The organism is Pseudomonas sp. MF6751, assembly GCF_016613265.1.
Classification (GTDB): domain Bacteria; phylum Pseudomonadota; class Gammaproteobacteria; order Pseudomonadales; family Pseudomonadaceae; genus Aquipseudomonas; species Aquipseudomonas fluorescens_BV.
The window spans coordinates 1-23,824 of the sequence record NZ_JAENSV010000039.1; the positions used below are offsets into that span (position 1 = coordinate 1).

Genomic DNA, 23,824 nt, shown 5'->3' on the forward strand with positions numbered 1-23,824 from the left:
AATGTTGGCCAGAAGCTGTTTGGAGCTTCCTCGGATAGGCCTGATACATAGATGCAACCGGGTACCAATGTTTGAAAAGCGGGTTGACAGTGGAGGGCGAGTCCATACATAGGAGCGAGCTTGCTCGAGAAAACCTGGAGAGCGCCGCGTACAACCTGATTACCCGCGTTATCGTTGGCGATTTTCGCGAGCAGGCTCGCTCCAAGGTTTGGGTCAGGCCAGGGCCTTGAGCAGCGTATCAATATCTTTCAGGACGCTCGCGTCGCCCTTTTCGCCCCAATACAGGGCAATCATTTGTTTGTCGGCCTCGACCTTGTAGACGTTTGCCGGCAGCGTTGCAAAATGCGGCAACAACTTCTCATCCACACAGGGTTCACGCCACTGATTGACCCACAGCCCCGGCTCCAGCTGCCAGTAGCTCCAGGTTGCGGGCGCGTTGCCGCGTCGTGGCCGGCAATACTGCGCGCACGGGCTCGGCGGCTCCTGTTTGAGCCAGTGCGGCCACTCCTGGGGCGCCAACTGCATGGCCAACCCGATGCGGCGTGCCTCCATGCGCAGGGCCATGCGCCCACTCTGCTGGCGCGAAGGGCGCAGCCATACCAGGGGGCTTAAAACCACCGCAAGGATTGACACCACTATCCAGACCGTCATATGTGTACTCCCGAATTTCTAGATGAGCGGATTTGATCTGCGGCAACCCCATCCGCTTGAAAGCAGCCATACTGAACTTATTGCAGCCCCCTGGAGGAACGCCTCATGCCCTACGAACATATTCTGGTCGCTGTCGACCTGACCGAAGAGTGCGATCCAGTGATCAAGCGCGCACAGGAATCCGCAATTGCCAATGGCGCCAAACTGTCGTTGGTGCACATCGTCGAGCCCATGGCCATGGCCTTTGGTGGTGACGTGCCGATGGACCTTTCCCAGCTGCAGCAGCAACAATTCGACCAGGCCAAGGAGCGCCTCGACCGCTTGATCCTCAAGTATCCCAAAGTCAGCAAGGAAAATTCCCACCTTACCTACGGTCAACCGCGCCAGGAAATCCACCACCTGGCCAAAGAACAGGGTTGTGACCTGATCGTAGTAGGTAGCCATGGGCGCCACGGCCTGGCCTTGCTGCTGGGCTCCACCGCCAATGATGTATTGCATGGTGCGCCGTGCGATGTACTGGCCGTCAAACTGGTAAAGAGTTCGTAAGACCAATAGAGGTCTAATGTGGGAGCTGGCTTGCCTCCTCCCACAGTTGAATCGCATTTCATATTAAAAAGCCCGGCGCTCATGAAGAGTGCCGGGCTTTTTTATTGCGGGTCGATCAGTCAGGCATCCAGCTCGGCCCAACGCTCAACCAACGCTTCCAGCTCCTGGTTCAGCGTCTCCAGAGAGGCGATGACCTTGGCGGTTTCTGCCGCAGGGCGCAGGTAGAAGCCGGCGTCAGCCATTTCCGCTTCCACCGCAGCGATCTGCTGTTCCTTGGCATCGATATCGCCTGGCAAGGCTTCCAGTTCACGCTGCAACTTGTAGCTGAGCTTTTTCTTGGCAGGCGCAGCTTCAGCAGCCGGCGCTGGCGTTTCGGCAGCGACCGGAGCCACCACCGCCGTATTCAGGTCGGCCTTGCCCGACTTGCTCTCGGTCACGCCCAGCAAGCGCGGAGAACCGCCCTGGCGCAGCCAGTCCTGATAACCGCCCACGTATTCACGCACCTTGCCTTCACCTTCGAAGACCAGGGTGCTGGTGACCACGTTGTCGAGGAATTCCCGGTCGTGGCTGACCATCAGCACGGTGCCGTTGAAGGTCAGCAAGACCTCTTCCAGCAGTTCCAGGGTTTCCACGTCGAGGTCGTTGGTCGGTTCGTCGAGGACCAGCAGGTTGGCCGGCTTGCTGAACAGCTTGGCCAGCAGCAAACGCGCACGCTCACCACCAGACAAGGCCTTGACCGGCGTGCGCGCACGTTGCGGGCTGAACAGGAAGTCGCCCAGGTAGCTGAGTACGTGGCGGCTCTGGCCGTCGATGTCGATAAAGTCGCGACCTTCGGCGACGTTGTCGATCACGGTCTTTTCCAGGTCCAACTGGTGGCGCAACTGGTCAAAGTAGGCCACATCGATGCGAGTGCCCTCTTCCACCTTGCCGCTGGTCGGTTGCAGACCGCTGAGCATCAGCTTGAGCAAGGTGGTCTTGCCGGTACCGTTGGCGCCCAGCAGGCCGATACGATCGCCACGCTGCAGGACCATGGAGAAGTCCTTGATCAGGAACGGGCCGTCCGGGTGATGGAAGCTGACGTTCTCCAGCACCATCACTTGCTTGCCCGACTTGTCGGCAGTATCGAGCTGGATATTGGCCTTGCCGGTACGCTCGCGGCGCTCACTGCGCTCGACGCGCAAGGCTTTCAAGGCACGCACGCGGCCTTCGTTACGGGTGCGACGGGCCTTGATGCCCTGGCGGATCCAGACTTCTTCCTGGGCCAGCTTCTTGTCGAACAGTGCGTTGGCGGTTTCTTCAGCCGCCAGGGCGGCTTCCTTGTGCACCAGGAAGCTGGCGTAGTCGCCGTTCCAGTCGATCAGGCCGCCACGGTCCAGCTCGAGGATGCGCGTGGCCAGGCTCTGCAGGAATGCACGGTCGTGCGTGATAAACAGCACGGCGCCCTGGAAGTCCTTGATGGCCTCTTCAAGCCAGGCGATGGCGCCGATGTCCAGGTGGTTGGTCGGTTCGTCGAGCAGCAGCAGGTCCGGCTCGGACACCAGCGCCTGGGCCAGCAGCACGCGACGACGCCAGCCACCGGACAATTCGGCGAGGGTCTTGTCGGCCGGCAGTTGCAGGCGGCTCAGGGTGCTGTCCACCAGTTGCTGCAAGCGCCAGCCATCACGGGCTTCGAGGTCTTGCTGGACGTGCATCAGCTTGTCCAGGTCTTCCTCGGTGACGCAGTTCTGCGCCAGGTGATGGTATTGCGCGAGCAACTCGCCAACGCCATCCAGGCCTTCGGCTACCACGTCGAACACTGTCCGTCCGTCGGCCACCGGCAATTCTTGCGGCAATTCGCCGATCTTGAGGCCCGGGGCACGCCAGACAGAGCCGTCATCGGGCTTCTGGTCACCTTTTACCAGCTTCATCATGCTGGACTTGCCGGTGCCGTTGCGGCCGATGATGCACACCCGCTCACCACGGGCGATCTGCCAGGACACCTTGTCCAACAACGGCATGGCGCCGAAAGCAAGGGACACATCGCTGAATTTGAGCAGGGTCATACGCTTCTCCAAAAACTGGGCGCGCATTCTACCTGACTTGAGGGTGGGATGCGGTCGGGATTTTCTGTATAGACACGTTCCGTAGGACATTTCCGTCGAACTTGAACGAACCAGCCGGCAAAGCTTTCGCGGGCCGCTGGCAAAAGGCTAAGCTAGGGGCAATCAGTGTCGGCGATGCCGGTGCTAGTCGTGATTTCTCTGCACGGACGTCTCATGCGCAGTCGCCTTTTCAACTTTTTATCTTGCCTGCTTCTTTCCGCCACTGCCGTTCAATCCGCCCAGGCGGTGGATCTCACCACTCAACGCCAGTATTACGATCAAGCCAAACGCGCCCTGGCCAAGGGCGACACCGGCCCTTACATGCAATACAGCCAGGCCCTGGCCGACTACCCGCTCACGCCCTATCTGGCCTATGACGAGTTGACCGCGCGCCTGAAAACCGCAAGTAACGAGGAAATCGAACAATTCCTCGCCAAACACGGCGACTTGCCCCAGGCCAACTGGATGAAACTGCGTTGGCTGCGCTGGCTGGCCGAACGCGGCGATTGGCAGACTTTTGAAAAGTACTACGACACCAAGCTCAATTTCGTCGAGCTGGACTGCCTGCATGGCCAGTACCAGCTCAGCCACAATCTGAAAGCCGAAGGCTACAAGACCGCCGAAAAACTGTGGATGACCGGCAAATCCCAGCCAGCCGCCTGTGACGCCACCTTTGGCCAATGGGCCGCTGCCGGCCAACTCACCGAGCAGAAGATCTGGGACCGCGCCAAGCTCGCCGCCGAAGCGCGTAACTACGCGCTGGCCAACAGCCTGGTGAAAACCCTGCCGACCCTTGGCGCCCAGGGCCGCCTGATGGTGGATGTGGCGCAAAAGCCGGACATGCTCAGCGACCCATCGCGCTTCCAGCCGGCCACCGAGGCCATGGCTGACGCCGTGGGCCTGGGGCTGCGTCGCCTGGCGCGCCAGGATCCGGACAAAGCCATGTCGCTGCTCGATGGCTACGCCAGCAGCATGCACTTCTCCCGTGACGAAAAAGTGTCGATTGCCCGCGAGATCGGCTTGACCCTGGCCAAGCGCTTCGACCCGCGCGCGCTGGAGGTCATGACCAAGTACGACCCCGAGTTGCGCGACAATACGGTTTCCGAGTGGCGTCTGCGCCTGCTGTTGCGCCTGGCGCGCTGGGAAGACGCCTACCAGTTGACCCGCAAACTCCCACAGGACCTGGCCAGCACCAACCGTTGGCGCTACTGGCAGGCACGCAGCCTGGAGCTGGCCGAGCCGAAGAACCCGCAAGCCTTGGTCCTGTACAAAAACGTGGCCAAGGAGCGGGACTTCTACGGTTTCCTCGCTGCTGACCGCTCCAAATCCCCTTACCAGTTGAACAACAAGCCGCTGGTGATGAGCCAGGCGCTGGTCAACAAGGTGCGCAATACCCCTGGGGTGCGGCGTGCCCTGGAATTCTACGCCCGTGGCCAGATCGTCGACGGTCGCCGCGAGTGGTACCACGTCAGCCGTCATTTCAACCGTGACGAGATGGTCGCCCAGGCCAAGTTGGCCTACGACATGAAGTGGTACTTCCCGGCCATCCGCACTATCAGCCAGGCGCAGTACTGGGACGACCTGGACATCCGCTTCCCGATGGCCCACCGCGACACCCTGGTGCGCGAAGCCAAGGTACGCGGCCTGCACTCCAGCTGGATCTTTGCCATCACCCGCCAGGAAAGCGCGTTCATGGACGATGCCCGCTCCGGCGTCGGCGCCAGCGGCCTGATGCAACTGATGCCCGGCACCGCCAAGGAAACCGCACGCAAGTTCAGCATCCCCCTGGCCTCCCCGGCCCAGGTGCTGGACCCGGATAAAAACATCCAGCTCGGCGCTGCTTACCTGAGCCAGGTGCACAGCCAGTTCAACGGCAACCGCGTGCTCGCCTCCGCTGCCTACAACGCCGGCCCAGGCCGCGTGCGCCAATGGCTGCGCGGCGCAGACCACCTGAGTTTCGACGTATGGGTGGAAAGCATCCCCTTCGACGAAACCCGCCAGTATGTGCAGAACGTGCTGTCTTATTCGGTGATCTACGGGCAGAAGCTCAATTCACCGCAGCCTTTGGTGGATTGGCATGAGCGGTACTTCGACGACCAATAAGGCTCTGAACCTGCTTCTAATGTGGGAGGGGGCTTTTGCCCCCCGATTGCAGGCTGTCAGTCACACGCCTATTGCTGATCCGCCGCTATCGGGGGCAAGCCCCCTCCCACAGGGTCTGCACTGAACTGCAGCGCCGCCAACCGCGCATACAGCGGATTGCTCGCAATCAACTGCTGATGCGTGCCCACCGCCACCAGCTTTCCCTGGTCCATCACCGCAATGCGGTCGGCATTCTTCACCGTGGCCAAACGGTGGGCGATCACCAGCGTGGTGCGCCCCTGCATTAGCTGCGGCAGCGCTTGCTGGATAAGGTGTTCACTCTGGGCGTCGAGGGCGCTGGTGGCTTCGTCCAGCAGCAGAATCGGCGCGTCCACCAACAAGGCGCGGGCGATGGCCAGGCGTTGGCGCTGGCCGCCGGAGAGGCCCAGGCCACTTTCACCTAAGTGGGTCTGGTAGCCGTCGGGCATTTTCAGGATGAAGTCGTGGGCGTGGGCGATTCGGGCGGCGGCTTCTACCTGGGCGATGGAGGCAGAGGGGTTGCCGTAGCGGATGTTGTCCTCGACGCTGCCGAAGAACAACGCCGGGCTCTGGGACACCAGAACGAAATGGCGCCGCAGGTCTAACGGGTCAAGCTCGGTCAGCGGCTGGCCTTCGAGCAGGATTCGGCCTTGCTGGGGGTCGTAGAAGCGCAGCAGCAGATCGAAAATCGTCGACTTGCCCGCACCGGACGGCCCTACCAACGCCAGGGTTTCGCCCGGGTTGATGGTCAGGTTCAAGCCGTCGATGGCGTAGCAGTCCGGTCGCGAAGGATAGGAAAAGCGTAGGTCCTGCAGTTCCATGCGGCCACTGACGCGTTCCGGCAAACGTACGCCGCCTGTGGCGGGCGCCTGGATCTCGTTGCCTGACTGCAACAGCTCACCGATACGCTCGGCTGCACCAAAGGCACGCTGCAACTCGCCAAGCACTTCGCTCAGGGTGCCGACGGCGCTGCCGACAATCAGGCTGTAGAACACGAACGCCGCCAGCTCACCGCCGGAAATGCGTCCGCTGATCACGTCCATGCCGCCCACCCACAGCATCACGCCTACCGCGCCGAGCACCAGCATGATCACCAGGGTGATCAGCCAGGAACGCTGCAAGATGCGTTTACGTGCCGTGACAAAGGCGTCCTCGACGGTAACGGCGAAGCGCTGTTCGTCCTGCACCTGATGGTTATAGGCCTGCACGGTCTTGATCTGGCCCAGCGTCTCGGCGACATAGCTGCCGACGTCCGCGATACGGTCCTGGCTCAAACGCGACAGGCTGCGCACACGGCGCCCGAAGATCAGAATCGGCGCCAGCACCAGCGGCAACGCCACCACCACGATGCTGGTGAGCTTGGGGTTAGTGATAAACAGCAACACGATGCCGCCGATCACCATCAGGGCATTGCGCAGAAACAGCGACAGTGATGAGCCGATCACCGATTGCAGCAAGGTGGTGTCGGTGGTCAGCCGCGACTGGATTTCCGAGCTGCGGTTGTTCTCATAGAAGCCGGGGTGCAGGTAGATCAGGTGGTTGAACACCTGCCGGCGAATATCGGCCACCACCCGCTCGCCAATCCACGACACCATGTAAAACCGCGTGAAGGTGCCCACGGCCAGGCCGAGCACCAGCAGCATGAACAGGCCTATAGACTGGTTGAGCAGATGCGGCGACTGGGTCATGAAGCCCTGGTCCACCAACAGGCGTATGCCCTGCCCCATGGACAAGGTGATGCCAGCGGTGACGATCAGCGCCAACAGTGCGCCAAGCGCCTGCCAGCGGTAGGGCGCGATAAAGCGGCTGGCCAGGCGAATCGCACGGCGTTGACGGATTGAGAACATGGAAGGATCACCAATGGAGAGTCTATACATCAACATTGGGGGAACTTGCACAAATAACAATGAGTCAGGTTAATTATGCCCACCGATGCAGGCCGCTAGAGGCTATCGGTCTAAGACTCATCTGGAAATATGTACCGGTTTCTGGTGGACTGGGTGTTCGAACCGATGAGCGTGTAAGGAGTTGTAACAGCGCGTTCATGCGGAGGAATTAAAGTAGGTACACAACCTGATGAGGAGACAGGCCATGACCTTGCAAAACAGCAGCAACGCCAAGATTGAAGTGATCCGCCAGCCGCAGCGATTGCCTTGCTCGTATATCGATGCCAAAGGCCGGGAAGTGCAGATTACCGAAGAAATGATCCAGCAAGCCTGCAGCGAGCTGGAACAGCGATTGGTCAAGCCTGCCCAGCAAGGCTGAAGCGCCCACGCTCTTTCAGACCCGGCCCAAGTGGCCGGGTTTTTTGTGTCCCTGTAGGAGCGAGCTTGCTCGCGAATGCCTCAAGAGCACCGCGATAACCGTTACAGCTGTTCGGCACCCAGAGCAGTCACGATCTGTGACAGCACCGCCGACTCCCCGTTGATCCGCACCTTCAAGCCATCGATCTCGCGACGCTCCGGATAGTGCTTGCGCAGCAGGTCGAAAGCTTGGCGCTGCTCCTGCACAGTGCCCACCAGGCTGCGACGGAAATCCGCGTCGTCACGGCGAGGGTCGTACACACTGCGGCACAACGTCGCCAGCGCCCAGGCCGGGTCCGTCTCAGGGTTCAGGTGCATCTCGGCCAGCCAGGGGGCCGGTAGCAAATCACTCAGTCGAATACTCGGTTCCTGGCCCAGGTGCGCGCACAGCGCCTGGTAAATCTGCGCGGTGCCACGCTGCTTGCCATCAAGGCTGTAACCGGCGATATGGGGCGTGGCCAGCACGCACAGGTCGGCCAGATCGACGTCCACCTCGGGCTCGCCTTCCCACACGTCCAGCACCGCTTGCAGGTCTTCGCGCGCCAGCAATACCTCGCGCAGGGCCGCGTTGTCCACCACCGCGCCCCGGCTGGCATTGATCAGCCATGTGCCTGGCTTGAGCTGTTCCAGGCGCTGGCGATCAAGCAGGTGCCAGGTGGAACCGTTGCCGGACTTGATCAGCGGCGTATGCAAGCTGATTACGTCGCACTGTTCGATGATCTGCTGCAGGCTGACGTAGTCGCCGTCTTCGGTAATCTGGAGCGGCGGATCGCACACCAACACATTCCAGCCCAGGCCCTTGAGCACCTTGACCAAGCGCCCGCCGACTTCGCCGGCACCTACGATGCCGTAGGTACGCTGCTTGAGGTCAGCGCCTTCGATTTCAGCCAGGGTCTGCAAGCTGCCAAGCACGTAGTCCACGACCCCGCGCGCATTGCAGCCGGGCGCGCTGGACCACTGGATACCCGCTTGCTTGAAGTAGTCGAGGTCCAGGTGGTCGGTGCCGATGGTGCAGGTGCCGACAAAGCGCACGTTACTGCCCTCAAGCAGGGAACGGTTGACGTTGGTCACCGAGCGCACCAGCAGTACATCGGCCTGCTCGACGGTGGCGCGGTCGATGGAACGGCCGGGCACGCGGCGAATCTCGCCAACCCCTTCGAAGAATGCATCGAGCAGCGGGATATTTTCGTCGGCAACAATCAGCATGGCAGGCTCCTTTGGCGGATTGGCAGTGTACAGAAGATCCTGTGTAGGAGCTGGCTTGCCTGCGACTGCATCGACCCGGTTTGCCTGATGTACCGAGGTGCCTGCATCGCAGGCAAGCCAGCTCCCACAGGGGTCAGCGCTGGCCTGGGCGCATCGCTTACAAATCCCTAACACAGGTTTTTTCCTGACCGCTGCGTCAACGCGTAGAATCCGCCGTCCTTGCGACTGCCTTTTTATTGGACACCTGTACGTGAACACTGCCACCGCTCCCCTCTCCCGCCCCGCCCGCATCAGCCGGGAAGTGCGCGGCCTGCTGACGCTGGCCTTGCCGATCATGATTGGCCAACTGGCCACCACCGCGATGAGCTTCGTCGATGCGGTGATGGCCGGGCGCGTGAGCCCGCAGGACCTGGCGGCGGTCGGCCTGGGTAACTCGATCTGGATCCCGGTGTACCTGCTGATGACCGGCACCTTGCTGGCCACCACGCCGAAAGTGGCCGAGCGTTATGGCGCGGGAAAACTGACCGAGATCGGCCCGTTGGTGCGCCAATCGTTGTGGTTGGCCGTGGTGGTCGGCCTCTGCGGTGCGCTGCTGTTGCTGTGTGCCGAGCCGATCCTGCATGCGATGAAGGTCGAGCCCGACCTGATCGAGCCGTCCATGGGTTACCTGCATGGCATCGCCGCGGGTATGCCGGCTATTGCGCTGTATTACGTGCTGCGCTGCTTTAGTGATGGCCTGGGCCGTACGCGGCCGAGCATGGTCATGGGCCTGTGCGGCCTGGCGCTGAATATTCCGTTGAACTACGTCTTCATCTACGGCCATTTCGGCGTACCGGCCATGGGCGGCGTGGGTTGCGGCTGGGCCACCGCCATTGCGATGTGGGTGATGCTGCTGGGCCTGGCCGGCTGGACGCGCTGGGGCCCGGTGTACCAGAGCAGCGAACTGTTCAAGCGCTTCGACTGGCCGCAATGGACGGTGATCAAGCGCATCCTGGGCATCGGCCTGCCGATTGGCGTGGCGATCTTCGCCGAGTCGAGCATTTTCGCAGTGATTGCCCTGTTGCTCGGTAGCCTGGGCGCTACCGTGGTTTCCGGCCATCAGATCGCGTTGAACGTCAGCTCCCTGGTGTTCATGATCCCCTATTCCCTGAGCATGGCCGTGACCGTGCGCGTCGGGCAGGCGCTGGGGCGCGGCGAACCTCGGGAAGCACGCTTCGCCGCCGGCGTCGGCATGGGCACCGCACTGGCGTATGCCTGTTTTTCCTGCAGCTTGATGCTGTTGTTTCGTGAGCAGATTGCAGCGATCTACACCCCCGACCCGGTGGTGATCCACCTGGCGTCGATGCTGATCGTGTTCTCGGCGCTGTTCCAGTTCTCTGACTCGATCCAGGTCACCGCCGCCGGCGCATTGCGCGGCTATCAGGACACCCGGGTGACCATGGTGCTGACCTTGTTCGCCTATTGGGGCGTGGGCCTGCCGGTGGGTTACGCCCTGGGCCTGACCAACTGGCTCGGTGAGCCCAGCGGCCCGAGCGGTTTATGGCAAGGCCTGATCGTGGGCTTGAGCTGTGCGGCGGGGATGTTGGTGGTGCGCCTGGCGCGCAGTGCACGCCGACGCATTCGGGCCGAAAAGGCGCAGGCTTAATCGGCTTTCTTGCGGATCCAGTACAGGTAGGTGCCAGCATCTTCCTGCTGATCCACCAGTTCGTGGTCGAGAAACACGCAGAACTTGGGGATATCCCGACGGGTCGACGGGTCGGTCGCGATGACCTTGAGCAGGCCGCCCGCCGGCAGGTCGCGGATGTGCTGGTGCAGCATCATCACGGGTTCCGGGCAGTTGAGGCCGGTGGCGTCGAGGGTGCCGTCGACAGGCTGTTCAAGACTCATACTTCACTCCTAAAACTGGCACCGCTCAACAATGTGGGAGCGGGCTTGCCCGCGATGACGGGGGCACATTCAACATAAACTTCGACTGTTATACCGCTTTCGCAGGCAAGCCAGCTCCCACATTTAATATCAGCGGCTTTTGGATTTCTTTACATCTACCAGGCGGCGCAAGTGACATGTCACCTCTTCGCGGTCGTGGTAGAGCTGCTTGCAGCCGATCTCCACACGAATGCCGCGCGCCTTGAAGCCCTCTTCGATGCGCTCCAGCAAGCGCTTCACCTCGGCGTAACGCTGTTTCATCGGCAACTTCAGGTTCACCACCGCCTCGCGGCAATGCCCTTCGCCAATCCAGGTTTCCAAGAGTGCCGCGTTGCGCGCAGGTTTCTCGACGATATCGCAGACCATCCAGTCCACCGGCTGCTTGGGCACGAAGGTGAAGCCGTCGGCCATCAGGTGTTGCACCAGGCCGGTGTCCATCAGGCTTTCGGCCATGGGGCCGTTGTCGATGGCGGTCACCAGCATGCCACGGTTGACCAGTTGCCAGGTCCAGCCGCCCGGTGCTGCGCCGAGGTCGACGCCGGTCATGTCGCCGTGCAGGCGTTCGTCCCACTGGTCACGGGGGATGAAGTGGTGCCAGGCCTCTTCCAGCTTGAGGGTCGAGCGGCTGGGCGCATCACGCGGAAACTTGAGGCGCGGGATGCCCATGGGCCACATCGCCGAGTTGTTCGACTCGGCCAGGCCCATGAACACTTCGCGGCCGCTCTTGAAGGTCAGCAGCAGGCGCGGCTTGCTCGGGTCGTCCACCAGCTTGCCGGCGTTAAGCAGGGCTTTGCGCAGGTGCACTTCGAATTTTTTGCAGAAGTTGGACAGTTCCTTGCCGTCGTTGGTGTCGACCATCTCCAGCCACAGGCTGCCGCACAACGGAAATTCGCGCAGGTGGGCGAGGATCACGCTGATGCGGTCGGTTTCCGGCAGGTCGATAAACACCCCGCGCGCCCACTGCCTGGGGAAGATCAGCTCGGCAAAGCGCTGGCCGTGCATCAGGCGCTGGGCGCCGTCTTCTTCGGTGCAGACAAATTCGGCGCAGGCGCTGCCGGTCTTGGCCTTGGCGTAGCCGGAAACGTTCAGGCGCGCGGCGTGCTCCGCGATCTCGGAACAGACTTCGCCTTCAAAACCCGGGCGGCAGTGCATAAAAAGGGTGTTCATTGAATCTCCTGGTGAATCAACCGGCGTTGCGCTATCGCAATACCTGTCATGAAAACGCGCGCATGATAGCCGAGTTCGGAACCTTGGACTCAGCGATAGAGTCCAGTTATTAGCCTGCTAATGAAAACAGCGCTAACGTGATAGCTCTGTTCGTCCCGTCAGGTCCGTAGCCGTGCGGACCATAAGGAGTCATGTAATGTCATCCCTTGATAGCCTGAGAACCCTTAAGACACTGCAAATAGACAGCAAAACCTACCACTACTTCAGCCTGCCCGAAGCCGCCAAGAGCCTGGGTGACCTGGACAAGCTGCCGATGTCCCTCAAGGTGCTGCTGGAAAACCTGCTGCGCTGGGAAGACGCCAAGACCGTCACCGGCACCGACCTCAAGGCCATCGCCGCCTGGCTCAAAGAACGCCAGTCCGACCGCGAGATCCAGTACCGCCCCGCTCGCGTGCTGATGCAAGACTTTACCGGGGTACCCGCCGTGGTCGACCTGGCCGCCATGCGCGCTGCCGTGGCCAAGGCCGGGGGTGACCCACAGCGCATCAACCCGCTGTCACCGGTGGACCTGGTGATCGACCACTCGGTGATGGTCGACAAGTTCGGCACCACCAGCGCATTTGAGCAGAACGTCGATATCGAGATGCAGCGCAACGGCGAACGCTACGCCTTCCTGCGCTGGGGCCAGAGCGCCTTCGACAACTTCAGCGTGGTACCACCGGGTACCGGCATCTGCCACCAGGTCAACCTCGAATACCTGGGCCGCACCGTGTGGACCAAAGAGGAAGACGGCCGCACCTACGCCTTCCCCGATACCCTGGTAGGCACCGACTCCCACACCACCATGATCAACGGCCTCGGCGTATTGGGCTGGGGCGTGGGCGGGATCGAAGCCGAGGCGGCGATGCTCGGCCAGCCGGTGTCGATGCTGATCCCGGAAGTGATCGGCTTCAAGCTCACCGGCAAGCTCAAGGAAGGCATCACCGCCACCGACCTGGTGCTGACCGTCACGCAAATGCTGCGCAAGAAAGGCGTGGTGGGCAAGTTCGTCGAGTTCTACGGCGACGGCCTGGCCGATTTGCCCCTGGCCGACCGCGCTACCATCGCCAACATGGCACCGGAATATGGCGCGACCTGTGGCTTTTTCCCGGTGGATGAGGTGACCCTGGACTACCTGCGCCTGTCCGGCCGCCCGGCTGAGACGGTCAAGCTGGTGGAAGCCTATACCAAGGCCCAGGGCCTGTGGCGCAACGCCGGCCAGGAGCCGGTCTTCACCGATACCCTGGCCCTGGACATGGGCAGCGTTGAAGCCAGCCTCGCCGGGCCCAAACGCCCGCAAGACCGCGTCGCTCTGCCGAATGTAGGCCAAGCGTTCAGCGATTTTCTCGACCTGCAATTCAAGCCCACCAGCAAAGAAGAAGGCCGCCTGGAAAGCGAAGGCGGAGGCGGCGTTGCCGTGGGCAATGCCGACCTGGTCGGCGAGGCGGATTATGAATACGAAGGCAACACCTATCGCCTGAAAAACGGCGCCGTGGTGATCGCCGCGATTACCTCCTGCACCAACACCTCCAACCCCAGCGTGATGATGGCGGCCGGGCTGGTGGCGAAAAAAGCCGTGGAAAAAGGCCTGACCCGCAAGCCCTGGGTGAAAAGCTCCCTGGCGCCGGGGTCCAAAGTGGTCACCGACTACTACAAGGCTGCGGGCCTCACCCAGTACCTGGACAAGCTTGGCTTCGACCTGGTGGGCTACGGCTGCACCACCTGTATCGGCAACTCCGGGCCCCTGCCCGAGCCGATCGAAAAAGCCATCCAGAAGGCCGATCTCACCGTGGCCTCGGTGCTGTCCGGCAACCGTAACTTCGAAGGCCGCGTGCACCCACTGGTGAAAACCAATTGGCTGGCCTCGCCACCCCTGGTCGTCGCCTACGCGCTGGCCGGCACCGTGCGCATCGACATCAGCAGCGAGCCGCTGGGCAATGATCAGCAGGGTAATCCGGTGTACCTCAAGGACATCTGGCCCAGCAGCCAGGAAATCGCCGAAGCGGTGGCCCAAGTCAGCACCAGCATGTTCCACAAGGAATATGCCGAAGTGTTTGCCGGCGACGAGCAATGGCAAGCCATTGAAGTACCGCAGGCAGCCACCTACGTATGGCAGCAGGATTCCACCTACATCCAGCACCCGCCGTTCTTCGACGACATTGCTGGCCCGCTGCCGGTGATCGAGGACGTCAAGGGCGCCAACGTGCTGGCCCTGCTGGGGGATTCGGTAACCACCGACCACATCTCCCCTGCCGGCAATATCAAGGCCGACAGCCCGGCCGGGCGCTACCTGCGCGAACAGGGCGTGGAGCCGCGTGACTTCAACTCCTACGGCTCACGCCGGGGCAACCATGAAGTGATGATGCGCGGCACCTTCGCCAATATCCGTATCCGCAACGAAATGCTCGGCGGCGAAGAAGGCGGTAACACGCTGTATATCCCTACGGGCGAGAAAATGGCGATCTATGATGCCGCCATGCAGTACCAGGCCTCGGGCACACCGCTGGTGGTGATCGCCGGCCAGGAATACGGTACCGGCTCCAGCCGCGACTGGGCGGCCAAGGGCACTAACCTGCTGGGCGTCAAGGCGGTGATCGCCGAGAGCTTCGAGCGTATCCACCGCTCCAACCTGGTAGGCATGGGCGTGTTGCCGTTGCAGTTCAAGCTGGATCAGAACCGCAAGACGCTCAAGCTCACCGGCAAGGAGAAGATCGACATCTTCGGGCTGACCGATGCCGAGATCGAGCCGCGAATGAACCTGACGCTGGTGATCACGCGGGAGGATGGCAGCAGCGAGAAGGTTGAGGTGCTGTGCCGGATTGATACCTTGAATGAAGTGGAGTACTTCAAGGCCGGTGGGATTCTGCACTACGTGCTGCGCCAGTTGATCGCCTCTTAAGAGCAACGCAGATCAAAGGTGGGAGCTGGCTTGCCTGCGAAAGCGGTGGGTCAGCCAACATTTTTATAGCTGATACTCCGCCATCGCAGGCAAGTCAGCTCCCACAGTGTTGATCACATTCCAGGCATGAAAAAGGCGCTGCATCTTTCGATACAGCGCCTTTTTTAGGGTGTGCGGTTTAGCCGAACAGCCACTTCCAGAGCAGCACCAGCACCACCACCGCCAGCACCGGCCGCGCAATGCGGTACGCCTTGGGATGCTTGCGCTTCCACTGCTTGACCTGTCCACTGAACTTGTCGCTGAAGGTCTTGCTCCAGGCGTACGCCTGGTTGATGCCGCCCACGCGCTCGTCATCGAGGTTCTGCGGTGCGGTTGCGCGGCCCAGCTGCTTGCTGACCCAGCGGTTGATGCGGGTCATCACGCGGTTGCTCAATGGCCGCTCGATGTCGCAGAACAGGATCACCCGGGTCTGTTCGGTTTCGTTTTTCACCCAGTGCACGTAGGTTTCGTCGAACATCACGTCTTCACCGTCGCGCCAGGCGTAGACCTGGCCGTCGACGAAGATACGGCAGTCGTCGGAGTTCGGCGTGGACAGCCCCAGGTGATAACGCAGGGAACCGGCAAACGGGTCGCGGTGCGGGTTGAGGTGACTGCCGCCCGGCAACAGCGCAAACATAGCGCCCTTGACGTTAGGGATGCTGCTCACCAACGCCACGGTCTTGGGGCACAGCGCCTCGGCCGATGGCAGCGGCTTGTCGTACCACTTGAGGTAAAAACGCTTCCAGCCCTTCTTGAAAAACGAACCGAAACCGGCGTCGTTGTTCTTTTCGGCGGCGCGGATGTAGCCCTCGTCGAACAGGTGCATGGCCTCTTCGCGGATCACTTCCCAGTTGTCCTTGAGCACATCCAGTTCCGGGAATTTGCTGCGGTCCAGGTAGGGCTTGGACGGCACCGCGGAAAACAGGTACATCAGGGCGTTATATGGGGCGAACAGCGCCGAATGGTTGACGAACTGACGCAACATCGGCAAACGGGCCTTGCCACGCAAGTGCACATACAGCGTGCTGCCGATGAACAGCAGCAACACCGACAGTTTGGCGGCCAAAGAAAAGGTCATGCAGCAACTCCTGGAAATAAGCGCCTGGCCAGCAAATTTCCGTCAATGGGAAACCAGACGTAACAGCCGGCCATGATAAACACTTGAGCCATTATGCAGAAGGCCCAGACCGACCGGGTGACATACATCAACCTTGTGGCGAGGGAGCTTGCTCCCGCTGGAGTGCGAAGCGCTCCCAGAATAATGGGGCCGCTGCGCAGCCCAGCGGGAGCAAGCTCCCTCGCCACAGGGTTGCTCTTAAGATCAGGCCTGGTTTTCCTGCTCGGTAAACAAATCGCTGAACAACATGCTCGACAGGTAGCGCTCACCGGAGTCCGGCAAGATCACCACAATAGTCTTGCCCTGCATCTCTGGCTTCTCGGCCAGGCGCACGGCCACGGCCATGGCGGCGCCACAGGAGATCCCGCACAAGATGCCTTCTTCCAGCATCAAGCGTCGGGCCATGGCCTTGGACTCTTCGTCGGTTGCCAGCTCCACGCGGTCGACCATCGACAGGTCGAGGTTTTTTGGCACGAAACCGGCACCGATACCCTGGATCTTGTGCGGGCTGGGCTTGATCTCTTCACCCGCCAAGGCCTGAGTGATCACCGGGGAAACCATGGGTTCCACGGCCACCGACAGAATCGGCTTGCCCGCCGTGTTCTTGATATAGCGTGATACTCCGGTGATCGTGCCGCCGGTCCCCACGCCTGCCACCAGCACGTCCACGGCGCCATCGGTGTCGCTCCAGATTTCCGGGCCGGTGGTTTTCTCGTGGATCGCAGGGTTTGCCGGGTTATCGAACTGGGCCGGCATAAAGTAGGTAGCCGGGTCGCTGGCGACGATCTCGGCAGCCTTGTCGATGGCGCCCTTCATGCCCTTGGCCGGCTCGGTCAGCACCAGTTCGGCGCCCAGAGCCTTGAGCACTTTACGGCGCTCAAGGCTCATGGACGACGGCATGGTCAGCAGCAATTTGTAGCCACGGGCGGCGGCGACAAACGCCAGGCCGATACCGGTGTTGCCCGAAGTCGGCTCGACAATGGTCATGCCCGGCTTGAGCTTGCCGCTGCTTTCCGCATCCCAGATCATGCTGGCGCCAATGCGACACTTGACCGAATAACTCGGGTTGCGCCCTTCGATCTTGGCCAGGATCGTCACGCCACGCGGTGCGATGCGGTTGATCTGAACCAGAGGCGTATTACCGATGGAGTGCGCGTTGTCTGCGAAGATGCGGCTCATGGCGATTCCTGTTGTCGAGACTTTGGGAAAGGCCCCAAGGGTATGCCTCGTGCTCCCAAGCGTCCAGAAGGAGGAACGTTGCGACGATCAGAGCAGTCAATCCCCTACAAGCTAGGAGAACTGCCCAATGAAACGTCGCTACAGTTGGCCGTTAGGGACAATCGCCGCTCTGGTGCTGGTCCTGATTGCCGTGCACATCGCGCTGCCCTACCTGGTACGCAACTACCTGAACGACAAACTCGCCAACATGGGCGATTACCGCGGCGAGATTGCCGATGTGGACCTGGCGCTATGGCGCGGCGCATACCGGATCAACGGCCTGCAAATCGTCAAGGTGGACGGCAAGGTCCCGGTACCGTTCGTCAAGGCGCCGCTGATCGAGTTCGCAGTGAGCTGGCATTCGCTGTGGTACGACCATGCCGTCGTGGCCGAAGGACATTTTGTGCGCCCGCAGATCAACTTCGTCGATGGCGGGGCCAACAAGCAGGCGTCCCAGACCGGTAAAGGCACCGACTGGCAGGAACAACTGCGCAAGCTGCTGCCGATTACCCTCAATGAAGTGCGCATCGAAGACGGCGAGATCGCCTTCCATAACTTCAGCTCCAAGCCCCAGGTGAATATCAACGCCACCGGGGTCAACGCCAGCTTCTATAACCTGACCAATGTGGTGGATGTCAAAGGCAAGCGTGATGCACGCTTTGAAGGCAAGGCACTGCTGCAAGGCCAGGCGCCCCTGGAAGCCAACGCCACCTTTGACCCGCTGAGCGATTTCGAAGAGTTCGAGTTCCGCTTCCGCGCCCGCGACCTGCAACTAAAACGCATGAATGACTTCGCCTCTGCCTATGGCAAGTTCGACTTCAAGGCTGGCACAGGCGATGTGGTGATCGAAGCCCAGGCTGAAAATGGCCGGCTCAGCGGCTACATCAAGCCGCTGCTGCGCGATGTGGAGGTGTTCGACTGGCAACAAGACGTTGAAAACCAGGACAAGAATATCTTCCGTTCGATCTGGGAAGCCGTGGTGGGCGCCAGCGAAACCGTGCTGAAAAACCAGCGTAAAAACCAGTTCGCCACCCGTGTAGAGCTGAGCGGTAGCGTGCATCAGCAAAATGTCAGTGCGTTTTCTGCGGTGATCGCGATTCTGCGCAATGGGTTCATCCAGGCGTTCAATGCTCGTTACGAACAGCCCAAGCCCAGCGCTGATTAACCCTGTGGGAGCTGGCTCCACACTTCCTGCATGGGCCAGGGCTGATGTGACCCGCCATTCAGAGACTGAATAGCCCGTCTGCGTTCACAGTCGCCGGGGCTGCGCGGTATAGTCAGGCCATTGATGAATTCGAGGAATGACCGATGAAGTTCGAAGGCACCCAGGCCTATGTGGCTACCGATGACCTGAAACTGGCCGTCAACGCCGCCATCACCCTGGAGCGGCCGCTGCTGGTCAAGGGCGAACCGGGCACCGGCAAGACCATGCTTGCCGAGCAACTGGCCGAATCCTTCGGTGCCAGGTTGATCACCTGGCACATCAAGTCCACCACCAAGGCGCACCAGGGCCTGTACGAGTACGACGCGGTCAGCCGCCTGCGCGACTCGCAACTGGGCGTGGACAAGGTGCACGACGTACGCAACTACCTGAAGAAGGGCAAGCTGTGGGAAGCCTTTGAATCAGAAGAGCGGGTGATCCTGCTGATCGATGAAATCGACAAGGCCGACATCGAGTTCCCCAACGACCTGCTGCAAGAACTCGACAAGATGGAGTTCTACGTCTACGAAATCGACGAGACCATCAAAGCCAAGAAGCGCCCGATCATCATCATTACCTCCAACAACGAAAAAGAGCTGCCGGACGCGTTCCTGCGCCGCTGCTTCTTCCACTACATCGCCTTCCCCGACCGCACCACCCTGCAAAAGATCGTGGACGTGCACTACCCGGACATCAAGAAAGACCTGGTCAGCGAAGCGCTGGACGTGTTCTTCGATGTGCGCAAGGTACCGGGCCTGAAGAAAAAACCGTCCACCTCCGAGCTGGTCGACTGGCTCAAGCTGCTGATGGCCGACAATATTGGCGAAGCAGTGCTGCGCGAGCGCGACCCGACCAAGGCCATCCCTCCCCTGGCTGGCGCCCTGGTGAAGAACGAGCAAGACGTGCAGTTGCTGGAGCGTCTGGCGTTCATGAGCCGTCGCGGTAATCGCTGATGCTGCTCAACCTGTTCAACGAAATGCGTGCCGCCAAGGTACCGGTGTCGGTGCGCGAGCTGCTCGACCTGATCAACGCGCTCAAACAGCGCGTGACCTTCGCCGACATGGACGAGTTCTACTACTTGGCCCGGGCGATCCTGGTCAAGGACGAGCGGCATTTCGACAAGTTCGACCGGGCCTTCGGCGCCTATTTCAACGGCCTGGAAAAGCTCGACGACCACCTGCAGGCGCTGATCCCCGAAGAATGGCTACGCAAGGAATTCGAACGTTCCTTGAGCGATGAGGAACGCGCGCAGATCCAGTCCCTGGGTGGCCTCGACAAGCTGATCGAGGAGTTCAAGAAACGCCTGGAAGAACAGAAAGAACGCCACGCCGGTGGCAACAAGTGGATCGGCACCGACGGCACCAGCCCCTTTGGTTCTGGCGGCTACAACCCTGAAGGCATTCGCGTCGGTGACGCCGGCAAGCGTCAGGGCAAGGCGGTGAAAGTCTGGGACCAGCGCGAGTACAAGAACCTCGACGACCAGGTGGAACTGGGCACGCGCAACATCAAGATCGCCCTGCGCCGCCTGCGCAAGTTTGCCCGCCAGGGCGCGGCCGAAGAGCTGGATATCGACGGCACCATTGACCACACCGCCCGCGATGCCGGTTTGCTGAATATCCAGATGCGCCCCGAACGGCGTAACACTATCAAGCTGTTGCTGCTGTTCGACATCGGCGGCTCGATGGATGCCCACGTGAAGATCTGCGAGGAGCTGTTCTCCGCGTGCAAGACCGAGTTCAAGCACCTGGAGTATTTTTACTTCCACAACTTCGTGTACGAATCGGTGTGGAAGAACAACCAGCGCCGTACTTCCGAACGCACCTCCACCCAGGACCTGCTGCACAAATACGGCGCCGACTACAAAGTGATTTTTATCGGCGATGCGGCCATGGCGCCCTATGAAATCACCCAGGCCGGTGGCAGCGTCGAGCATTGGAACGAGGAGCCGGGGTATGTGTGGATGCAGCGCTTCATGGCCAAGTACAAGAAGCTGATCTGGATTAACCCCTACCCGAAAGATACCTGGGGCTATACGGCGTCGACGGGGATCGTGCGGGAGTTGGTGGAGGATCAAATGTATCCGCTGACGCTGCGCGGGCTTGAAGAGGGCATGCGTTTTCTATCCAAGTGAACCCTGGCCTGTAGCCGATGCTATCGGCTACAGGCACGGCACTCAGCAGTGCTCGGTGTCGATCCAGGAAAACCTGAGAAAGAGCGCAGCGAACTGTTTGATCAGTTCAGAATCCTGGCGGTCTACTTTCCCGTCGTTGTTCACATCCTGATTGATCGAAACACTGGCCCCTTGACCATTCCCGTCGCTGTATACCGCCGCCGAATAGACGATGGTTTCATCTCGAGGGTCTCCCTCGCCCTGATGGAAGTGCAGCCGCACCGTATCAGGAATCCCGTTGTCATCGAAGTCGCCGGCAAACACCTTCAGGTATTTGTCAAAGGGCTCATCGAGACTGAACCACTGGAACGCCAGAAACAGCTGGGAAAACTCCAGTGCCATCTCCCGGTCAACCTTGTCGACAATGCCGTCTTGATTGAGATCATCCGCAATAATCCAGTCAAACTGGCCATCGTCAGTAATATCAAATGCCGTTGCCCGATGCACAAGCGCGGGGGTTTGGGCGGTGTCATAAAACTCCAGATAGACCACATCCGGAATATCGTTATCGAGTACATCCTGGGCATATATCTTCAAATAGCGCATAGCAAAGCCTGATAGTGAATAAGCCACTCAAGGCTTGCATGGCTGTGCGCTGGGGCAAAGACGACAAAATTCTGCAATGTCGTAGGACTCATCTTTAAAACCCATTTACGCTGAAAACCTGCGTAAATACTCTATGTGCTGCCGATGCGCTGTTTCCTGCACCACCGGGGCCAACCGGACTTTCTCCCCCGGCAAACACTGCGCCAGCCGCGCCAAGGATAAAGGCGTCAACGCGCCCAACCGCGGATAACCACCGATCGTCTGCCGGTCATTGAGCAACACAATCGGCTGCCCATCCGGGGGCACCTGGATCGCGCCCAACGGTATCCCTTCGGAAATCAACGACGGCCCCTGATACTGCAACGGCGTGCCGAGCAAACGCACGCCCATACGGTCGGCACGGCTGTCCAGAGACCATTCGGCGTTGAAGGCATCAAACAGACTCTGCCCGCTGAACTGGCCTATCTGCGCGCCGATGATCACGTCCAGTGATGCACCGGATTGCAAATCCGGGCTAGCCAGCACCTTCATCGCGCCGCCCGTACCGGAATACGCCAACCGCCCGCCTTCGGCCAAGGCCTTGCCGAAACCGTCCACGCCGCCCAACGCTTCGCGCACGACCGTTGCACAACTGCCCAGTACCGCCTGCGCATCAAAGCCACCGGGCGCGGCCAGATAAGCGCGTGCCCCATTGAACGGCTGGGTGAAGCGCAGTCGCTGGCCCTTTTGCAGGATAAAACTGCGACCGGGGCTTATCGCTCGCTCATCGACATAGGCGCCCAGGTCTGCACCGGCCAAGGCCAGCAGGCAATAATCCTCGGCCTGTACGGTAAAGCCCCCAAGGGTGATCTCCACCACCGGCGCATCCAGGGCATTGCCCAACAGCCAGTTGGCCCAGGACATCGACACCCAATCCAGCGCGCCGCCCTGGGTCACGCCCAGGTGGCGTACGCCAAAACGACCGGCGTCCTGCAACAGGCACAGTGGCGTGCTGGCCTCGATGATCAAGCGGCTCATGCTTGCGCCTCCAACGGCGTGTCATCGCCACCCAAGTTGATGAATTCGGCGTGGCTGACCGAGGCGAAGCGCACCGTGTCGCCGGGCTGCATCAGGCTGTAGCCGTCGCGCTCACGGTCGAACAGTTTGGCCGGGGTGCGGCCGATCAGGTTCCAGCCGCCTGGGGACACCACCGGGTAAGCGGCGGTCTGCCGCTCGGCGATACCGACACTGCCAGCGGCCACGCGTTTGCGCGGCGTGTTGAGGCGTGGGGTGGCGAGCACTTCGTCCACCAGCCCCATAAAGGCAAACCCAGGGGCAAAACCGAGGGCGAACACCTGGTACTCGTGGGCGCTGTGGCGGCGGATCACCTCCTCCACGGCCAGCCCGCTGCGCTGGGACAGCAAGGTCAGTTCCGGGCCGACACTCAGGTCGTACCACACTGGCAACACATGGCACTGGCCGCTGCCCTGGGCCTGGGGTTGCAGATCGGTGAGGGCCTGGTCAATCAGCGCCCGGGCCTGGGCCGGGGTTAGCGCAGTGAGATCGTAATGCACCATCAAGGTGGTGTAGGACGGCACCAGGTCCACCAATGCCAAGCCAAAGCCATTGCGCAGGCGCTCGGTAGCCGCGAGCATCCACGGCATGTTGGCTTCGGCGATCACGTCAAACAGGCGCACCATCAGGCAGTCGATCGCCACCACTTCGATGCGTGGCTTCATGCTGTTTTCAACGCTTCGCGGATACGCTGCACGGCAGCCACCGAGCTGGCGTTGTCGCCATGCACACACAGGGTATTGGCCTGGAGTACCAATGAGCTGCCGTCGCTTGCAATCAGCGATTCGCCACGGGAAAGGGTCAGGGCCTGCTGCACAATGGTTTCGCTGTCGTGGTGCACCGCGCCGGGCAACTGGCGGGAAACCAGATGGCCGTTGCTGTCATAGGCACGGTCGGCAAAGGCTTCGAACCACAGCGTCACCCCGTATTCATCACCCAACGCTTGGGCCGCGCGGTTATCCCGGGTGGCCAGTAGCATCAGCGGCAGGTCGCCGTAGGCGGCCACGGCCTGGATCACCGCACGCAACTGCGCGGGGTTGGCCATCATGTCGTTGTACATCGCACCATGGGGTTTCACATAGCTGACGCGCCCGCCCTGAGCGCGGCAGATGCCATCCAGCGCGCCGATCTGGTAGTGCAACAGGTCCTGGATTTCCTGCGGCGTGTAGTTCATGGAGCGCCGGCCGAAGCCTTGCAGGTCCTGGTAGGCCGGGTGGGCGCCCACTTGTACGCCGTGCTTGAACGCCAGGCTGACGGTCTTGCGCATGATGCTCGGGTCGCCGGCATGGAAGCCGCAGGCCACGTTGGCGCAATCAATGAACGGCATGACTTCGGCGTCCAGACCCATGGTCCAGTTGCCAAAGCTTTCGCCGATGTCGCAGTTCAGTAGCAGGCGGCTCACGGTGGTCGCTCCTGTAGGTTTTGTTTTTTTGTAGTGTGGGATTTATTACACAGAACTCGCAACTTGTCCTGGCACCCCAACGACGCTTATCGTGGAACGGCTCGATTTTTGGCGCTTGCCCGGTGCGACGTCCAACTAA

Annotated in this window: 20 protein-coding genes; 8 read left to right on the forward strand and 12 right to left on the reverse strand. The window is 61.0% G+C overall.

From position 1 onward, the window contains the following. Positions 1 to 213: 213 nt before the first annotated feature. Positions 214 to 651 carry a hypothetical protein gene (locus tag JJD66_RS22465; RefSeq protein ID WP_072446782.1) on the reverse strand — a complete coding sequence of 146 codons (438 nt, stop codon included), beginning with the start codon at positions 649 to 651 and terminating at the stop codon, positions 214 to 216. A gap of 105 nt (positions 652 to 756) precedes the next feature. Here JJD66_RS22465 and JJD66_RS22470 point away from each other — a divergent pair, with 105 nt between their 5' ends. Next, entirely contained in the window at positions 757 to 1,197 is a 441-nt protein-coding gene (locus JJD66_RS22470) for a universal stress protein (RefSeq protein ID WP_034126643.1), read from the forward strand. A gap of 119 nt (positions 1,198 to 1,316) precedes the next feature. Here the strand turns inward: JJD66_RS22470 and JJD66_RS22475 are convergent, their stop codons facing one another. Then, entirely contained in the window at positions 1,317 to 3,239 is a 1,923-nt protein-coding gene (locus JJD66_RS22475) for an ATP-binding cassette domain-containing protein (protein WP_034126642.1), read from the reverse strand. A gap of 213 nt (positions 3,240 to 3,452) precedes the next feature. Between JJD66_RS22475 and JJD66_RS22480 the strand changes: the two genes are divergently transcribed. Then, positions 3,453 to 5,381, forward strand: a complete 1,929-nt coding sequence (locus JJD66_RS22480; protein WP_200649060.1) for a transglycosylase SLT domain-containing protein — start codon at positions 3,453 to 3,455, stop codon at positions 5,379 to 5,381. Between the two features lie 68 nt (positions 5,382 to 5,449). Here the strand turns inward: JJD66_RS22480 and JJD66_RS22485 are convergent, their stop codons facing one another. Beyond that, the gene (locus tag JJD66_RS22485; RefSeq protein ID WP_200649080.1) at positions 5,450 to 7,276 is read right to left on the reverse strand and encodes an ABC transporter transmembrane domain-containing protein; all 1,827 of its coding nucleotides are present in this window, start codon (positions 7,274 to 7,276) and stop codon (positions 5,450 to 5,452) included. A 214-nt stretch (positions 7,277 to 7,490) separates the two neighbouring features. On the opposite strand from JJD66_RS22485, the gene JJD66_RS22490 reads away from it, so the two are divergent. Continuing rightward, on the forward strand, positions 7,491 to 7,664 hold the full coding sequence (locus JJD66_RS22490; protein WP_200649061.1) for a PA1571 family protein: 174 nt from the start codon (positions 7,491 to 7,493) through the stop codon (positions 7,662 to 7,664). A gap of 101 nt (positions 7,665 to 7,765) precedes the next feature. Here the strand turns inward: JJD66_RS22490 and pdxB are convergent, their stop codons facing one another. Continuing rightward, the gene (pdxB, locus tag JJD66_RS22495) at positions 7,766 to 8,908 is read right to left on the reverse strand and encodes a 4-phosphoerythronate dehydrogenase PdxB (protein WP_200649062.1); all 1,143 of its coding nucleotides are present in this window, start codon (positions 8,906 to 8,908) and stop codon (positions 7,766 to 7,768) included. Between the two features lie 250 nt (positions 8,909 to 9,158). Between pdxB and JJD66_RS22500 the strand changes: the two genes are divergently transcribed. Further along, positions 9,159 to 10,553, forward strand: coding sequence for an MATE family efflux transporter (locus JJD66_RS22500; protein ID WP_200649063.1), 1,395 nt, complete (start codon positions 9,159 to 9,161; stop codon positions 10,551 to 10,553). Here the strand turns inward: JJD66_RS22500 and tusA are convergent. Together tusA and rlmM are read right to left on the reverse strand one after the other, a co-directional pair. After that, entirely contained in the window at positions 10,550 to 10,795 is a 246-nt protein-coding gene (tusA, locus tag JJD66_RS22505) for a sulfurtransferase TusA (protein ID WP_020302891.1), read from the reverse strand. The two genes, JJD66_RS22500 and tusA, sit on opposite strands and share 4 nt — an antisense overlap. Positions 10,796 to 10,924: 129 nt before the next feature. Next, entirely contained in the window at positions 10,925 to 12,001 is a 1,077-nt protein-coding gene (gene rlmM, locus JJD66_RS22510; protein WP_105226166.1) for a 23S rRNA (cytidine(2498)-2'-O)-methyltransferase RlmM, read from the reverse strand. A 196-nt stretch (positions 12,002 to 12,197) separates the two neighbouring features. On the opposite strand from rlmM, the gene acnA reads away from it, so the two are divergent. Then, positions 12,198 to 14,939, forward strand: a complete 2,742-nt coding sequence (acnA, locus tag JJD66_RS22515) for an aconitate hydratase AcnA (protein WP_200649064.1) — start codon at positions 12,198 to 12,200, stop codon at positions 14,937 to 14,939. 178 nt (positions 14,940 to 15,117) lie between these two features. On the opposite strand, the gene JJD66_RS22520 is transcribed toward acnA, so the two are convergent. Further along, positions 15,118 to 16,056 (reverse strand): aspartyl/asparaginyl beta-hydroxylase domain-containing protein, encoded by a 939-nt coding sequence (locus JJD66_RS22520; protein ID WP_005786126.1) that lies wholly within the window; start codon positions 16,054 to 16,056, stop codon positions 15,118 to 15,120. A 243-nt stretch (positions 16,057 to 16,299) separates the two neighbouring features. Next, entirely contained in the window at positions 16,300 to 17,274 is a 975-nt protein-coding gene (gene cysK / locus JJD66_RS22525; RefSeq protein ID WP_200649065.1) for a cysteine synthase A, read from the reverse strand. A gap of 127 nt (positions 17,275 to 17,401) precedes the next feature. Between cysK and JJD66_RS22530 the strand changes: the two genes are divergently transcribed. From JJD66_RS22530 to JJD66_RS22540, 3 genes are all read left to right on the forward strand, one after another. Then, complete coding sequence (locus tag JJD66_RS22530; RefSeq protein ID WP_127881791.1) at positions 17,402 to 18,478, forward strand: DUF748 domain-containing protein; 1,077 nt, start codon at positions 17,402 to 17,404, stop codon at positions 18,476 to 18,478. Between the two features lie 143 nt (positions 18,479 to 18,621). Beyond that, positions 18,622 to 19,467, forward strand: a complete 846-nt coding sequence (locus tag JJD66_RS22535) for an AAA family ATPase (RefSeq protein ID WP_003189627.1) — start codon at positions 18,622 to 18,624, stop codon at positions 19,465 to 19,467. Beyond that, complete coding sequence (locus tag JJD66_RS22540) at positions 19,467 to 20,645, forward strand: vWA domain-containing protein (RefSeq protein ID WP_200649066.1); 1,179 nt, start codon at positions 19,467 to 19,469, stop codon at positions 20,643 to 20,645. The genes JJD66_RS22535 and JJD66_RS22540 overlap by 1 nt, the downstream gene beginning before the upstream one ends. 42 nt (positions 20,646 to 20,687) lie before the next feature. Here JJD66_RS22540 and JJD66_RS22545 read toward each other — a convergent pair whose 3' ends face one another. From JJD66_RS22545 to JJD66_RS22560, 4 genes are all read right to left on the reverse strand, one after another. Further along, the gene (locus tag JJD66_RS22545; protein WP_200649067.1) at positions 20,688 to 21,230 is read right to left on the reverse strand and encodes a hypothetical protein; all 543 of its coding nucleotides are present in this window, start codon (positions 21,228 to 21,230) and stop codon (positions 20,688 to 20,690) included. A 105-nt stretch (positions 21,231 to 21,335) separates the two neighbouring features. Next, on the reverse strand, positions 21,336 to 22,247 hold the full coding sequence (locus JJD66_RS22550) for a biotin-dependent carboxyltransferase family protein (protein WP_200649068.1): 912 nt from the start codon (positions 22,245 to 22,247) through the stop codon (positions 21,336 to 21,338). Further along, positions 22,244 to 22,948 carry a 5-oxoprolinase subunit B family protein gene (locus tag JJD66_RS22555; protein ID WP_198714991.1) on the reverse strand — a complete coding sequence of 235 codons (705 nt, stop codon included), beginning with the start codon at positions 22,946 to 22,948 and terminating at the stop codon, positions 22,244 to 22,246. Before JJD66_RS22555 ends, JJD66_RS22550 begins: the two co-directional genes overlap by 4 nt. Continuing rightward, complete coding sequence (locus JJD66_RS22560; protein ID WP_057975686.1) at positions 22,945 to 23,685, reverse strand: 5-oxoprolinase subunit PxpA; 741 nt, start codon at positions 23,683 to 23,685, stop codon at positions 22,945 to 22,947. Before JJD66_RS22560 ends, JJD66_RS22555 begins: the two co-directional genes overlap by 4 nt. Between the last annotated feature and the right edge of the window lie 139 nt (positions 23,686 to 23,824).

What these genes read in the sequence shown, in the direction of transcription:
- JJD66_RS22520 (WP_005786126.1), bottom strand. Translation starts at nt 16,056, where the DNA reads ATGACCTTTTCTTTGGCCGCCAAACTGTCGGTGTTGCTGCTGTTCATC.
- JJD66_RS22465 (WP_072446782.1), bottom strand. Translation starts at nt 651, where the DNA reads ATGACGGTCTGGATAGTGGTGTCAATCCTTGCGGTGGTTTTAAGCCCC.
- pdxB (WP_200649062.1), bottom strand. Translation starts at nt 8,908, where the DNA reads ATGCTGATTGTTGCCGACGAAAATATCCCGCTGCTCGATGCATTCTTC.
- JJD66_RS22470 (WP_034126643.1), top strand. Translation starts at nt 757, where the DNA reads ATGCCCTACGAACATATTCTGGTCGCTGTCGACCTGACCGAAGAGTGC.
- JJD66_RS22490 (WP_200649061.1), top strand. Translation starts at nt 7,491, where the DNA reads ATGACCTTGCAAAACAGCAGCAACGCCAAGATTGAAGTGATCCGCCAG.
- JJD66_RS22480 (WP_200649060.1), top strand. Translation starts at nt 3,453, where the DNA reads ATGCGCAGTCGCCTTTTCAACTTTTTATCTTGCCTGCTTCTTTCCGCC.
- JJD66_RS22540 (WP_200649066.1), top strand. Translation starts at nt 19,467, where the DNA reads ATGCTGCTCAACCTGTTCAACGAAATGCGTGCCGCCAAGGTACCGGTG.
- JJD66_RS22550 (WP_200649068.1), bottom strand. Translation starts at nt 22,247, where the DNA reads ATGAGCCGCTTGATCATCGAGGCCAGCACGCCACTGTGCCTGTTGCAG.
- acnA (WP_200649064.1), top strand. Translation starts at nt 12,198, where the DNA reads ATGTCATCCCTTGATAGCCTGAGAACCCTTAAGACACTGCAAATAGAC.
- cysK (WP_200649065.1), bottom strand. Translation starts at nt 17,274, where the DNA reads ATGAGCCGCATCTTCGCAGACAACGCGCACTCCATCGGTAATACGCCT.
- JJD66_RS22535 (WP_003189627.1), top strand. Translation starts at nt 18,622, where the DNA reads ATGAAGTTCGAAGGCACCCAGGCCTATGTGGCTACCGATGACCTGAAA.
- JJD66_RS22485 (WP_200649080.1), bottom strand. Translation starts at nt 7,276, where the DNA reads ATGTATAGACTCTCCATTGGTGATCCTTCCATGTTCTCAATCCGTCAA.
- rlmM (WP_105226166.1), bottom strand. Translation starts at nt 12,001, where the DNA reads ATGAACACCCTTTTTATGCACTGCCGCCCGGGTTTTGAAGGCGAAGTC.
- JJD66_RS22530 (WP_127881791.1), top strand. Translation starts at nt 17,402, where the DNA reads ATGAAACGTCGCTACAGTTGGCCGTTAGGGACAATCGCCGCTCTGGTG.
- JJD66_RS22555 (WP_198714991.1), bottom strand. Translation starts at nt 22,948, where the DNA reads ATGAAGCCACGCATCGAAGTGGTGGCGATCGACTGCCTGATGGTGCGC.
- JJD66_RS22545 (WP_200649067.1), bottom strand. Translation starts at nt 21,230, where the DNA reads ATGCGCTATTTGAAGATATATGCCCAGGATGTACTCGATAACGATATT.
- tusA (WP_020302891.1), bottom strand. Translation starts at nt 10,795, where the DNA reads ATGAGTCTTGAACAGCCTGTCGACGGCACCCTCGACGCCACCGGCCTC.
- JJD66_RS22475 (WP_034126642.1), bottom strand. Translation starts at nt 3,239, where the DNA reads ATGACCCTGCTCAAATTCAGCGATGTGTCCCTTGCTTTCGGCGCCATG.